Source organism: Sneathiella chinensis, from assembly GCF_012720115.1.
Lineage (GTDB): Bacteria > Pseudomonadota > Alphaproteobacteria > Sneathiellales > Sneathiellaceae > Sneathiella > Sneathiella chinensis.
This window is the reverse complement of record NZ_VNWN01000002.1, coordinates 195,655-208,750: the sequence shown is the minus strand read 5'-3', so window position 1 is coordinate 208,750 and position 13,096 is coordinate 195,655. Positions and strand designations below refer to the sequence as shown.

Here is a 13,096-nt window from a genome sequence, read left to right as displayed (position 1 = left end):
GGAAATCGGTTATGAACATGTCAGGAACCTTTTGGAGACACCATGTCCATTGATACCGATGCGATAATGAACAGGCGCCGTTTGAAGCGGCGCCTGTTTTTTTGGCAAGCCGCAACCGTTATTGCCGTGCTTGTCATTGTGGCCGTGCTGATCGGCAAGTTTGGCAATCTGGGGGAAAAAGACCGGGTGGCCCGACTGGATGTCAGCGATATCATTGTTGAAAACGAACGCCGTCAACATGCCGTCCAGACCATTCTGGAGGACGACCGGATCAAGGGGTTGATTGTCTATATCAACAGTCCCGGCGGCTCCACCTATGGCAGCGAGCGGCTTTACAAGGCCCTGCGCCGGGTGGCGGAAAGAAAACCCGTCGTGACCGTGATCGGCACCGTGGGCGCCTCGGGCGGGTATCTTACCGCCCTTGCAGGCGACCGCATCTTTGCCGGGGAAAGTTCCATCACCGGGTCTATCGGCGTGATTGTGCAACTGACCGAATTTTCCAGCCTGATGGATAAACTGGGGGTCAAGGCCAGTTCCATCACATCGGGCGAGTTGAAGGGGGAGCCCTCCCCGTTCAAGCCGTTGTCGGCGGAAGGCCGCAAAAATCTTCAAGCCATGGTGGATGAAACCCATAACTGGTTCGTCGATCTGGTTGCGACGCGGCGCCCGCTGTCCCGTGAACAGGCGGAAACCCTTGCCAATGGCGGTGTCCTGACCGGCCTGTCCGCCGTGGACAGCGGCCTTGTGGATGAGATTGGCGGCCTGCTGGAAGCCCGGAACTGGCTTGAATCAGAGCACGGAATTCCCGCCTCCCTGCCCCTTGTCCCTGTGAATTATGACGAGCCGCAAGGCCTTGTTCAGCAGCTAATGCAAGGAATGCTTGGGAAAAGCGTTATATCAGAACGGCTTACACTTGACGGACTGGTTTCCCTTTGGCACCCTGAATAAATAAAATTTGCTCGATTTCAACGGGTCCCTCAATTCTAACAAGAACCAAAGGCGTCGCAGGATGATAAAATCAGAACTTATCGCACTTCTCGCTGAACGGAATCCTCATTTGTACCTGCGGGATGTGGAACGCATCGTGACCACCATCTTTGATGAAATTTCCGATGCCATGGCCCGCGGCGACCGGGTCGAGCTTCGGGGCTTTGGTGCCTTTTCAACAAAAGAACGGGCCGCTCGGGTGGGCCGCAACCCGCGCACCGGCGAAGCCGTCCAGGTCGAGAAGAAATATGTTCCCTATTTCAAATGCGGCAAGGAATTGCGGGAACGCCTGAATACCAAGTAACCGGCACCCTTGCCGACAACGCGCAAAGATAGAGCCCTTGAAAAAACTGTCCTGGCTATTTGTACTGCCGCTGGCCCTTGTCATCATCCTGCTCAGCATCGGGAACCGGGAAGCTGTGACCTTTTCACTGGACCCGCTTCCCTTTGTCATGGATATCCCGCTCTATCTGCTGATGCTGGGCTCTGGTCTTCTCGGGCTTGTGCTCGGCGCCATCCGGACCAAGATCGCCGATGGCAGGACACGGGCTGAAAACCGCGCCAACAAACGCGAGGTTCTCCGCCTTCAGGGAGAGGTAACCCGCCTCAACCGGGAACTGGCCGAGCGCCCCGGCGCAGAGGCAACCGACACCCCGACCACAAGGCAGCTCACAGACCAGCGCCCGCCCGCGTCCAACTGATATCAGGCCGCTGTTATGCGGTCCGCCCGGCATTCAGGACAGGCAATTTGTACCAAGAGCACAAATCTGCCTTTTTCCCCTTCTATGTCTTCCATTTCGTGCCAAATTGTCTATTATCCACTGATTTTCTTGGGCTCTGGCCAACTTAACGGATATAGAAGAAATGCGTCATACTCCTTCAAATCCGGTATTCACCGCGATTGATAAAAGTGATCTGGACCTTGCCCGCGATCTGGCATCCCGGATTGCTGCGCATACCGGCGGGATCAAGCTGGGCAAGGAGTTCGTAACCGCGTTTGGGCCGGACGGGGTCAAGGCTGTGGTCGGCGACCATATCCCCCTGTTTCTGGACCTGAAATTCCACGATATTCCCAACACTGTCGCCGGGGCCGTGCGCTCTGCTGCGGCCACCCTGCAACCCAACATGCTGACCATCCATGCCAGCGGCGGGCCTGCCATGATCCGGGCTGCGGCCGATGCCGCCGCCGAATTTGGCGAGAACCGGCCGCTGATCCTGGCGGTAACGGTGCTGACCAGCATGGATGAGGATGACCTTCGCGCCATCGGTGTGGATGCTTCCCCCCGCGAACAGGTCCTGCGGCTGGCCCGTCTGGCCCGCGACAATGGGGCGGATGGTGTGATTTGCAGCCCCCTTGAAATTGCCGATATCCGAGCAGAACTTGGACCGGATTTCAAACTGGTCGTGCCCGGCATTCGTCCGGCCGGATCGGACCACGGGGATCAGAAACGGGTCAAAACCCCGGTTGAAGCCCTGTCCGACGGGGCCGATTATCTGGTTATCGGACGCCCCATCACAGAGGCGGAGGACCCGGCAACGGCGGCACGGACAATCGCGGAGAGCCTGTCCTGAGATGACCCGCGTGAAAACGAAAATATGCGGCCTCAACGACGCAGCGGCGGTTCAAGCCGCAGCGACGAACGGCGCCGACTATATCGGTTTTGTGTTTTTCCCGCCAAGTCCGCGGGCGGTCACACCCGAACAGGCCGCACAATTGGCCAGGGATGTCCCGGACAGCGTGACCATTGTGGGCCTGTTTGTGGACCCGGATGATGACCTGATCCGCGCTGTTCTGGACGGGGTCCCCCTTGGCCTGATCCAGTTGCATGGCAAGGAAACACCGGAACGGGTGCAGGCCATCCGCGAGCGGTTCGGTATCCCGGTCATGAAGGCCCTGCGGGTCGCTGATCCATCGGATATTGAGGCTGCGCGTCTTTATGAACCCGTGGCCGACATGCTGTTATTCGACGCCAAACCACCCGCCACGCTGGAAAACGCCCTGCCCGGTGGCAATGGACTGGTTTTTGACTGGCGGATGTTAAAAGGGGCGAATTTCCCGGTTCCCTGGATGCTGGCAGGCGGACTGGACAAAAACAATGTAACCCAGGCGGTCACCATCAGTGGGGCCCTCATCGTCGACACATCGTCCGGCGTTGAAGTGGAACCCGGTGTCAAGGATCTTGCGGCAATCGCCGCCTTCCTTGAAACCGTACAGGGTCTGGAACAATGAATACCGGTTTTGAGATTGGATAAACCATGACGCAGTTGAACACCTTCCGGTCCGGGCCGGATGAAACAGGACATTTCGGGATTTATGGCGGCCGTTTCGTTGCAGAAACACTGATGCCCCTGATCCTTGAACTGAACGAGGCCTATGAAGCGTCCAAGAAAGACCCGGAATTCGCCGCCCGGCTTTCCAGCCTGCTGAAGCATTATGTGGGCCGGGAAAGCCCGCTCTATTTCGCAGAGCGCCTGACAGAGCATTTCGGCGGTGCCAAAATCTATCTGAAGCGTGAGGACCTGAACCATACAGGTGCGCACAAGATCAACAACTGCATGGGCCAGATCCTGCTGGCCCTTCGCATGGGGAAAAAGCGCATTATCGCGGAAACCGGCGCCGGTCAGCATGGTGTTGCAACCGCCACCGTCGCCGCCCGGTTCGGCCTGCCCTGCGCCATTTATATGGGTGAGACGGATATCGAGCGGCAGAAGCCCAACGTCTTCCGCATGAAACTGATGGGCGCCGAGGTGGTTCCCGTGACCTCCGGCTCCCGCACCCTGAAAGACGCCATGAACGAGGCGCTTCGGGACTGGGTCACCAATGTGGATGATACCTTCTATATCATCGGTACCGTTGCCGGTCCGCACCCCTATCCACAACTGGTCCGCGATTTCCAGAATGTGATCGGCGAGGAAGTCCGCCGCCAGATCATGGATCAGGAAGGCCGCCTGCCTGACACCCTGCTTGCCTGTATTGGCGGTGGCTCCAACGCCATGGGACTGTTCCATCCGTTCCTGGATGACGAGGATGTGGACATCATCGGCGTCGAGGCGGCCGGTCACGGTATCGACAGCGGCCAGCACGCCGCCTCGCTGAAAGGCGGGCGTCCCGGTGTCCTGCATGGCAACCGGACCTATCTGCTGCAGGATGATGACGGCCAGATCATCGAGGCCCACTCCATTTCCGCCGGTCTGGACTATCCGGGGATTGGCCCGGAACATGCGTGGCTGAACGATACGGGCCGGGTCAATTACGTCAATGCCACCGACGATGAGGCTTTGGAAGCGTTCCAGCTTTGCTGCAAACTGGAGGGCATCATTCCGGCCCTTGAGTCAAGCCATGCGCTTGCCCACCTGAAAAAGATCGCGCCGAACCTGCCCAAGGATCATATAATCGTTGTCAATCTCTCCGGTCGGGGAGACAAGGACATCTTTACTGTCGCCGACGCACTGGGAGTTGAATTGTGAGTGAAACCCGTATTGACCGGCGCTTTCGCGCATTGAAGCAGGAAGGCCGTGCGGCATTCGTCACCTTTGTCATGGCCGGCGATCCCAATCAGGAAACCGCCTTCAGGATCATGCAGGGCCTGCCCGAAGCCGGGGCCGACATCATCGAGGTCGGCATGCCTTTCACCGATCCCATGGCCGACGGTCCCGCCATCCAGCAGGCCGGTCTGCGGGCGCTGGCGTCCGGCACCACGCTGAAATCCACCCTGTCCATGATCCGCGAGTTCCGAAAAGACAACGACGACACCCCGGTTGTGCTGATGGGATATTACAACCCCATCTATTCCTATGGGGTGGACCGGTTTCTCGAAGATGCCCGGGACGCCGGGGTTGATGGCCTGATCGTGGTGGACCTGCCGTCCGAGGAAGACGAGGAACTGTGCCTGCCCGCCATGAAGGCCGGGCTGAACTTCATTCGCCTGACGACCCCGACAACCGATGACAAGCGGCTTGAGGCTGTCCTCAAGAACACCTCCGGCTTTATCTATTATGTCTCCATCGCCGGGACCACAGGCGCCGCCGCGCCAAAGGCCTCGGATGTGGCGCAGTCCCTGCAACGGATCAAGAATGCCACCGACCTGCCCGTCGCTGTCGGCTTTGGTATCCGCAGCGGGGCACAGGCCGCTGAAATCGCTGAAATCGCCGATGGCGCCGTTGTGGGCTCTGCCCTGATCGACCGGATCGCCGCCGCAGAAAATGATGATGAAGCCGTTCGTTCCGTTATGGAACTGGCTTCCGAGATATCCGCTGGTATTCGCAGCACCGTGAAACACTGACAGGACCTGATATGAACTGGTTGACCAACAAAGTTCTTCCGAAAATCCGCAAGCTGACAACCTCGTCCCGCGACACCCCGGACAACCTGTGGGTAAAATGTCCCGGTTGCGGGGAAATGCTGTTCCATCAGGAACTGGTACAGAACCTCAATGTCTGTAATCATTGTGATCATCACCTGCGGGTCGGTCCGAAAGACCGGTTCGAGCAGTTGTTCGACGGCAGCCGCTATGACGTGATTGAATTGCCGGATGTGCAGGTTGATCCCCTGAAATTCCGGGATTCCCGGAAATATACCGACCGCCTGAAGGATGCCCGCCACAATACGGGCGACAAGGATGCCATGATCGTGGCCCACGGCAAGATGGGCGGCAATGCCGCTGTTGTCGCGGTCCAGAATTTCCAGTTCATGGGCGGCTCCCTTGGTATGGCCGTGGGTGAAGCCATTGTCGCGGCCTCCAAGCTGGCGATCCTGCAAAAAGCCCCACTGATCCTGTTTTCTGCCGCTGGCGGTGCCCGGATGCAGGAAGGTATCCTGTCCCTGATGCAGATGCCGCGCACCACCGTTGCGGTCCAGCGCCTGAAAGAGGCCAAGCTGCCCTTCATCGTTGTCCTGACAGACCCGACAACCGGCGGCGTTACAGCGTCTTACGCCATGCTGGGTGACATCCAGATTTCAGAACCGGGCACCCTGATCTGTTTCGCCGGCCCCCGCGTGATCGAGGAAACCATCCGCGAGAAACTGCCGGAAGGGTTCCAGCGCGCCGAGTTCCTGGTGGAAAAAGGCATGTTGGACATGGTGGTTCACCGCCGGGACATGAAAAAGACCCTGTCCGTGCTGATCGACCTGATTGCCAACAAGTTCAAGTCCGAGGATACCGCGGACAAGAGCGCCCCTGCCGCTGAACCGACGCAAGATGCCGCCCCTGCCGCTGATGCAGCCGGGAAAAAGGCGGATGCCCCGTCGGAAAGCAAGGCCTGATACAGGATAGACCCAGTGCGCCCCCTGCCCAGTGACGCCATCCTGCAACGCCTGATGGCGCTGCATCCCAAGGTTATCGATCTCTCGCTTGATCGCATGATGGACATTCTGGACAAGCTCGGTAATCCGCACCTGTCCGTTCCGCCTGTCATCCATGTGGCCGGGACAAACGGCAAGGGATCGCTGCTGGCCTATTTGCGCGCCATTCTGGAAGCGGCAGGCTATAGCGTGCATGTCTATACCTCGCCGCATCTGGTCCGGTTCAATGAGCGGATTGTCCTCAACGGGGAAGTCATTTCGGACCCGGAACTAATAGACCTTTTTGCCTTTTGCGAGGAACGCAACGGCGGTACCCCGATCACCTATTTCGAGATCACCACCGCCGCCGCGTTCAAGGCCTTTGCCGACAATCCGGCGGATGTCCTGTTGCTGGAAACCGGTCTCGGCGGGCGTCTGGATGCCACCAACGTCATCCCCAAACCGGCCCTGACGGCCATCACCCCGGTATCGAAGGATCACGAACAATTCCTTGGATCGGACGTCACCGGTATCGCCCTTGAAAAAGCGGGCATCATGAAACCGGGCGTTCCCGTGGTCCTTGGGCCGCAGCAGGATGCGGTCATGAAGACCCTGATTGAGCGAGCCGGGGTCGTGGGGGCGCCGGTTCATGCCCATGAACGGGACTGGGATTTCACCCCCGGCACGGGCGCCAGCGATGAATGGGCTTACTCTGGTCTCAAGGCCCTTGAAGGCCTGCCGCCGCCGTCCCTTTTTGGAACGCACCAGTTTGCCAATGCCGCCACGGCCATTGCCTGTGCGGAAAAACTGGACGGGTTTACCCTGTCCCGCAAAGCCATCGAGGCCGGGATCCAATCCACGGTCTGGCCCGCCCGCATGCAGCGCCTGACAAAAGGTCCGCTGATCCGTCAACTCCCCCCCGAGGTGGAAGTCTGGCTGGATGGGGGCCATAACGAGGCCGCAGGTCGGCAAATCGCCGAGAGTTTCCGTGCCCTTAACAAGGACGATGACAAACCCACCTATCTGGTATGCGGCATGATGAACACGAAGGACCAGATTTCCTTCCTGCGTCACCTGCAACCGCTGGTCAGCCGGGCCTTTGCCATGAGCATTCCGGGCGAGGAAGCCACAACAACAGCAGAGGAACTGGCCCAGATTGGCCGAAATGCCGGTCTGGATATTGGTGAGGCCGCCTCCCTTCCAGAGGCTGTGGACAGTCTTTTCCCCTTCATGGCCCGGCAACCCTGCCGCCTTTTGATTGCGGGCAGCCTGTATCTGGCGGGAACAATCCTGCGGGAAAACGGCTAAAACTGGCTTTTAAGCCGCCTTCAGCCCTTTACGGGACGAGGCGGTAGCCGCCAGTTTCCGTGACCAGCAGGGCCGCCGCCGACGGATCATCCTCGATTTTCTGACGAAGCCGGTAAATGTGGGTTTCCAGCGTGTGGGTCGTGACCTCCGCATTATATCCCCAGACCTCGTCCAGCAGGATATCCCGGGACACCACCTTCTGCCCGGCCCGGTACAGGAATTTCAGGATCGCCGTTTCCTTTTCCGTCAGGCGAACCTTTTGCTCTGTTTCCGTATGCACCAGCAGCTTCTTGGCCGGTTGGAAGGTATAGGGACCAATTGTAAAGACCGCATCCTCGCTTTGTTCATGCTGGCGAAGCTGGGCCCGGATCCGGGCCAGAAGAACCCCGATGCGGAACGGTTTCGAGACATAGTCATTGGCCCCCGACTCCAACCCCAAGATCTGGTCACTGTCGCTGTCCTGCGCGGTCAGCATGATGATCGGCACACGGGACCCGTTTTTCCGCATGATCTTGCAGGCCTCGCGCCCGTCCATGTCCGGCAGGCCCACATCCAGCAGGATCAGGTCGAAAAGCCCGTTTCGCACCTTCTCCAGCGCGTCACTTGCGGTTCCCGCCTGCAGGGTTTCAAACTCCTCATGCAGGTCAAGCTGTTCGGCCAGCGTCTCGCGCAGGCTTTCATCATCATCCACCAGTAGAATTTTTTTCACGCTGGACATGGGGCGCTCCCTTACAGGCCATGATGTCAGATTTCCCTGCAATCCGGGATTTGGCGGATACAGGCATTTCACAGATTTATGTCTTTTTGCCTCATTCAAGGCTGTTTCAGGGATAAAAATACGCCCAACTCACCAAAAGTTGACCGCGTTTCCCCTTCCCTTCACAGGGATGTCAGCAGTCAGTATAGGGAAATCGGGTCTCATTTGCAGGGCCAGAATTGTCAGAGCGCCCGTTTTCTGCCCGGTTGATGGCCGCCAGAAAGGTTTTTGCATTTGCGAGTGTCCCGAAGAACCTGTTAATAGTAAAGGCAAAGAACCTCATCCGGCAGTAAATCATGTCTCAAAACAATCCCGATACGTCCCAAAAAATCGCCCTTCGCAATGTTGACAGGGCCATTGCCGACCTGCGGCGGGGTCTTCCAGCCGTCATTACCACCGGACAGGAGACCATTGCCATCCTGTCGACGGAAATGGCTTATGATGCTGAAATCCGGGACCTTGCGGAAACCTGCGGGACGGCACCCCTGTTCGCCATTACCGCCCACCGGGCCAATGTGCTGCATGTGATGCCGACCGGGGATACCACGATCCTGCTGACCATCGAGGACTGGATGGATGCCTCGCTGATGCGGGCGCTGGCCGATGCCACCCATGATCTGGACCAGCCGTTCCGGGGGCCTTTTACCCGGTTGCAGGGCCCGATTGACCCGATCCATGATGCGGCCATCAAGATCAACAAGCTGGGACGCCTGCTGCCTTCGGCGATTGTCTGCCCCGTGGATACGGAAAAGGCCGCCTCAATTGCCGCGGAAAAAGACCTGTCCGTCGTCACTTTTGACGAGATTTTTTCCTATGACGATTACAGCGCCCGGCAGCTTCGTCCGGTCGCCCTTGCCAAGGTTCCCCTGCAGGGGGCCGAAAATACCCGCATTCAGGCTTTCCGGCCGGTGGACGGCGGGATTGAGCATCTGGCCATCCTGATCGGTGATCCCAACCGGCATGACCCGGTTCTGGCCCGCCTGCATTCCGAATGCTTCACCGGTGACCTGATCGGGTCCCTGAAATGCGACTGCGGCGAACAGCTTCGCGGGGCTATCAAGGCGATCAGTGACCAAGGCTCCGGCGTCATCCTGTATCTGGCGCAGGAAGGGCGCGGGATCGGCCTGATGAACAAGCTGCGGGCCTATAAACTGCAAAGCGACGGGTTTGATACCATCGATGCCAATGAACGGCTGGGTTTCGATGCGGATGAGCGGGTCTTCCGGCCTGCGGCGGAAATGCTGTCCCTGCTGGGCTTCACCAAAATCCGCCTGATGACCAATAACCCGGAAAAGGTCGAAGGACTGGAGCGATGCGGTATCGAGGTTGCGGAACGGGTTACCCACAAATTCCCGTCCAACACCCATAACGAACTGTATCTTGCCACCAAACGCAAACGCAGCGGCCATTACCTGTAAGACAGGCCGCCTGTAAGGGGTACGGCCCTTTCCCAAGCGGGCAGGTTTTTCCCGGAAATTAATTCCGGCCTGCCGAAGGGGTCCGGTGCATGACATTCTAACCACTTGATATTGCGCCATAAAATAATGGCACGGTCCTTGCTTATATAACGGCGAGGAGAAAAAAATGTCGGTTAGCCCTATTACATCTGACCCATACGCCTATCTGGACCGGAATTTCGCCGGGCTGTCCGGTATGCCCCGCTATCAGGCCGAGGCATCCCCGTCCGGCCCTGCGAAAACAGCGGATGGTTCGTCAGACTTTTCCATGTTCGGAAAGGACGGGTTCGGCTTCGACGATTTTCTCGACATCATCAATCCCCTGCAACATATCCCCGTGGTTTCCTCCCTGTACCGGAATGTCACCGGGGATGAGATCAGTGCCGGGTCCCGCATGATCGGCGGCGGCCTGTTTGGCGGCGTGGTCGGGTTTGCCGCCTCGGTGGTCAATACAGCCATCGAAAGTGAAACCGGCAAGGATATGGGTGATCATGTCCTCGCGATGTTCTCGGATGAACCGACCGATATTCTGGCCAAAGCCGATCCTGCCTCGGTCGAAGTCGGGGATACAACCTCTGAAACGCTCCCAAAGCAGCCGGAGATGGCCCGGCAAGGCCCGCAAGAGACCTCGCAGCCCCCATCCATCAAGACACAGGATCTGGCCGCTCTGGCAGCCGCATTCGGCCCGAAAGGGGCCACCATTGTCCCTGTTCCGGATGATGTCGGTGCGGCGCAACCCGCTTCACACCCGGCCCAACAGGTGGCGGCGGGGGCCGAGGCCGAGGACGATGGCATTGACAGCAAAACCGGACCCGCAGCCCCCCTTCCCATGGGGTTGCAATGGAAAGGGCCACCGCCTGATCTTGGGCGCAGTCTGGGTCATCTTCAGTCGCTGGAAGACAAGGCCCTGACCGAACAGCAAATGCACCAGATCCTCAGCCATTTCCAGAATGGGACAACCGGCCCCGCTCGTAAGGCCGAGCCTGTGACCCAGCCATCTGCCACTGCGAAAGAGGCCTCCGCCCCCGCGCCTGCAGCAGCCCTTCGGGCCTATGAAACCCATACCTCGTCACGGGATTATGAATATATGAACAGGACTATCTGACCTTTGCCGGGCCGCGAACGGCACGGATCTGGGTGACGATCAACCCGCCCAGAATAAGCAGCAGTCCGGCCCATGTCTGCAATGTCGGGATTTCACTGGCCAGCAGATATCCCCAGACCACCCCCAGAACCGGGTTGATATAGTTATTCAACGCCACAAAGGTGGCCCCGACCCGGATAATCAGGAAAAACAGCATCAGGGTCGCCATGGCGGTGGGGAAAATGCCAATGGCAACAAGGGCGGTCAGGGATTCCAGGCTGGGATCAAGGGTCCACGGTTGATCCACCACCAGACAGATGGGAACCGTGATAACGCTGGCCATCACCAACACGCCGGTCCCCCGCGTTTCCGGCGCCAGAGGCGGCATTTTCCGGGCAATGAAACCGGCCGTCACATAACAGGTTGCCCCGGCCACAATCGCCAGTTGGCTCACCGCATTTACCCCCAGTTTCAGAAGGGCTTCCGGCCCAATCATGACAATGATCCCGGCAAATCCCAAAAGCACCCCTGTTGTCCGCATCAGGGTTAGCCGTTCATCGGTGGTGGCGAAATGACCGATCAGAAAGCTGGCCAACGGGGCCGCCGCAATCAGGATCGACGCCACGGAACTGTCAATGGTCAGTTCCGCCCAACTGATCAGGAAAAACGGAAGTGCATTGCCAATAATGCCGATCAACAGGAAGAAAATCCAGCTTCTAAGGTCTGTGGGTAAAGTCAGCCCCCTCACCTTCATGACCAGATAGAGGACAACCGCCGCAATAAAAATCCGCCCGGTTGCCACGCTCAAGGGGGTGATGGTTTCCACGGCAATCTTGATAAAGACAAAGCTGGAACTCCACATCAGGGAGAGACCCACCAGAACCATCATGTCAATAGGCTGCGCCTTGTTCGACATCTACATCATCCAGAATCAGGGTGAAAACATGGAAAGAGAAGGCTAGACTACAACCATGATGATAGAGGTTAAAGCACTAAATTCTCATAAAGGCGTGCTCCGGTTTCTGGGCCGGGAGTTTGACTGCGCCCTTGGCAAGGCCGGTGTCACGGCTGACAAGCGCGAAGGGGACCATGCCTCCCCCATCGGCATTTATCCGCTCCGCTCCCTCTATTACCGGGCGGACCGGATGGAACGGCCGGTCTCGGCCCTGCCAACCCATGTTATCGGGGATCAGGACGGATGGTGTGATGATCCCGCCCACAGTGACTATAACCGGCCGGTAGCGCTTCCCTTTTCCGCCAGTCATGAAGTGATGAAACGGGATGATGATCTGTATGATCTGGTGGTGGTTCTCGGCCATAATGACGACCCCCCGGTTCCCGGAAAGGGAAGCTGCATCTTCATGCATGTGGCGAAAGAGGGCTATCAGGGGACCGAAGGCTGCGTTGCCCTGTCAAAACCCGACCTTCTGGAGCTTTTATCCCTCGTCACACCGGAAACGGAACTGTCAATTTCCTGACATCAGGTCCGGATAATCCTCTCGGACCTTGTCCCGGTTGATAAAACCGAACGCGAGGATATTTCTCATATCCGCCAAAATCTGGTCGAACTGGTCCTCTTCCGCCAGATGACCCGACCAGTGGAGCGACAGCATACCGTGAAGCGCCGCCCACAGAACCGCATTCAGGCGATCCGGTGGATACAGGAAATGCCCGGCGTCATAGGCCTGTTGCATGGGCACCGCCAGAAGGGTGTTATATTCCTCAACCACTTCCATGACTTCCGGGGCGACTTCCTCGCGGGTGGTTTCCGGGGCAAAGGTCAACTGATAAAGGACCGGGTTTTTCAGGGCAAATTTCAGGTAATTCTCGCCAAAGGCCGTGACCTGCTGCACCGGGGTCGGGTTATCCTCGATAATGGTTCGGCATTGTTCCGTCAGAAAACGGAAGGTATTAACACAGACCGCCACTAGCAAATCCGCCTTGTCCTTGAAATACAGGTAAGGGGTGGTCCGGCTGATCCCGGCCTTGGCGGCAAGACGCCGAAGGGTCAGGGCGTTAAACCCTTCCGTCTCCAGAATCTCGATGGCAACCGCCACCAGTTCAGCCTTTTTCCTGGCTCTCTGTTCTTCGCTCAGGGTCCTCGACACCGCAAACCTCTATTTTAAAATTGACATTGTCAATTGACATCGTCAATTACACTTTGTAAAAGTAACAACCTGCTCATAAAAAGCAAGCATTTGGCACCCAGATAAAGGATACCT

The 13,096-nt window shown here is 58.0% G+C and carries 15 protein-coding genes; 12 read left to right on the top strand and 3 right to left on the bottom strand.

Going from position 1 to position 13,096, the window contains the following annotated elements; genetic code table 11:
• The first annotated feature begins 42 nt into the window (after nt 1-42).
• From sppA to FQB27_RS00940, 9 genes are all read left to right on the top strand, one after another.
• Nucleotides 43-948, top strand: a complete 906-nt coding sequence (sppA, locus tag FQB27_RS00980) for a signal peptide peptidase SppA (RefSeq protein ID WP_169559008.1) — start codon at nt 43-45, stop codon at nt 946-948.
• Nucleotides 949-1,009: 61 nt separating this feature from the next.
• Nucleotides 1,010-1,291 carry an integration host factor subunit beta gene (gene ihfB / locus FQB27_RS00975; protein ID WP_169559007.1) on the top strand — a complete coding sequence of 94 codons (282 nt, stop codon included), beginning with the start codon at nt 1,010-1,012 and terminating at the stop codon, nt 1,289-1,291.
• A gap of 37 nt (nt 1,292-1,328) precedes the next feature.
• Nucleotides 1,329-1,688, top strand: a complete 360-nt coding sequence (locus FQB27_RS00970; protein ID WP_169559006.1) for a lipopolysaccharide assembly protein LapA domain-containing protein — start codon at nt 1,329-1,331, stop codon at nt 1,686-1,688.
• 163 nt (nt 1,689-1,851) lie between these two features.
• On the top strand, nt 1,852-2,559 hold the full coding sequence (gene pyrF, locus FQB27_RS00965; protein WP_169559005.1) for an orotidine-5'-phosphate decarboxylase: 708 nt from the start codon (nt 1,852-1,854) through the stop codon (nt 2,557-2,559).
• 1 nt (nt 2,560) lies between these two features.
• The gene (locus FQB27_RS00960) at nt 2,561-3,217 is read left to right on the top strand and encodes a phosphoribosylanthranilate isomerase (protein WP_169559004.1); all 657 of its coding nucleotides are present in this window, start codon (nt 2,561-2,563) and stop codon (nt 3,215-3,217) included.
• 26 nt (nt 3,218-3,243) lie between these two features.
• Nucleotides 3,244-4,455, top strand: coding sequence for a tryptophan synthase subunit beta (gene trpB / locus FQB27_RS00955; protein ID WP_169559003.1), 1,212 nt, complete (start codon nt 3,244-3,246; stop codon nt 4,453-4,455).
• The gene (gene trpA, locus FQB27_RS00950; protein ID WP_169559002.1) at nt 4,452-5,270 is read left to right on the top strand and encodes a tryptophan synthase subunit alpha; all 819 of its coding nucleotides are present in this window, start codon (nt 4,452-4,454) and stop codon (nt 5,268-5,270) included. The genes trpB and trpA overlap by 4 nt, the downstream gene beginning before the upstream one ends.
• Before the next feature lie 11 nt (nt 5,271-5,281).
• Nucleotides 5,282-6,250 (top strand): acetyl-CoA carboxylase, carboxyltransferase subunit beta, encoded by a 969-nt coding sequence (gene accD, locus FQB27_RS00945; protein ID WP_169559001.1) that lies wholly within the window; start codon nt 5,282-5,284, stop codon nt 6,248-6,250.
• Between the two features lie 15 nt (nt 6,251-6,265).
• Nucleotides 6,266-7,576 carry a bifunctional folylpolyglutamate synthase/dihydrofolate synthase gene (locus FQB27_RS00940; RefSeq protein WP_206374152.1) on the top strand — a complete coding sequence of 437 codons (1,311 nt, stop codon included), beginning with the start codon at nt 6,266-6,268 and terminating at the stop codon, nt 7,574-7,576.
• A 28-nt stretch (nt 7,577-7,604) separates the two neighbouring features.
• Here the strand turns inward: FQB27_RS00940 and FQB27_RS00935 are convergent, their stop codons facing one another.
• Nucleotides 7,605-8,294 carry a response regulator transcription factor gene (locus FQB27_RS00935; protein ID WP_169559000.1) on the bottom strand — a complete coding sequence of 230 codons (690 nt, stop codon included), beginning with the start codon at nt 8,292-8,294 and terminating at the stop codon, nt 7,605-7,607.
• A gap of 335 nt (nt 8,295-8,629) precedes the next feature.
• Between FQB27_RS00935 and ribA the strand changes: the two genes are divergently transcribed.
• Both ribA and FQB27_RS00925 read left to right on the top strand, forming a co-directional pair.
• Nucleotides 8,630-9,751: a GTP cyclohydrolase II gene (ribA, locus tag FQB27_RS00930; RefSeq protein ID WP_169558999.1), complete on the top strand. Its 1,122-nt coding sequence runs from the start codon at nt 8,630-8,632 to the stop codon at nt 9,749-9,751.
• A gap of 166 nt (nt 9,752-9,917) precedes the next feature.
• Nucleotides 9,918-10,895: a hypothetical protein gene (locus FQB27_RS00925; protein WP_169558998.1), complete on the top strand. Its 978-nt coding sequence runs from the start codon at nt 9,918-9,920 to the stop codon at nt 10,893-10,895.
• Here the strand turns inward: FQB27_RS00925 and FQB27_RS00920 are convergent.
• Entirely contained in the window at nt 10,888-11,790 is a 903-nt protein-coding gene (locus FQB27_RS00920; RefSeq protein WP_169558997.1) for a DMT family transporter, read from the bottom strand. The genes FQB27_RS00925 and FQB27_RS00920 overlap by 8 nt on opposite strands.
• Before the next feature lie 55 nt (nt 11,791-11,845).
• Here FQB27_RS00920 and FQB27_RS00915 point away from each other — a divergent pair, with 55 nt between their 5' ends.
• Nucleotides 11,846-12,352 carry a L,D-transpeptidase family protein gene (locus FQB27_RS00915; protein WP_206374149.1) on the top strand — a complete coding sequence of 169 codons (507 nt, stop codon included), beginning with the start codon at nt 11,846-11,848 and terminating at the stop codon, nt 12,350-12,352.
• Here FQB27_RS00915 and FQB27_RS00910 read toward each other — a convergent pair.
• Nucleotides 12,341-12,982: a TetR/AcrR family transcriptional regulator gene (locus tag FQB27_RS00910; protein ID WP_169558996.1), complete on the bottom strand. Its 642-nt coding sequence runs from the start codon at nt 12,980-12,982 to the stop codon at nt 12,341-12,343. The two genes, FQB27_RS00915 and FQB27_RS00910, sit on opposite strands and share 12 nt — an antisense overlap.
• Between the last annotated feature and the right edge of the window lie 114 nt (nt 12,983-13,096).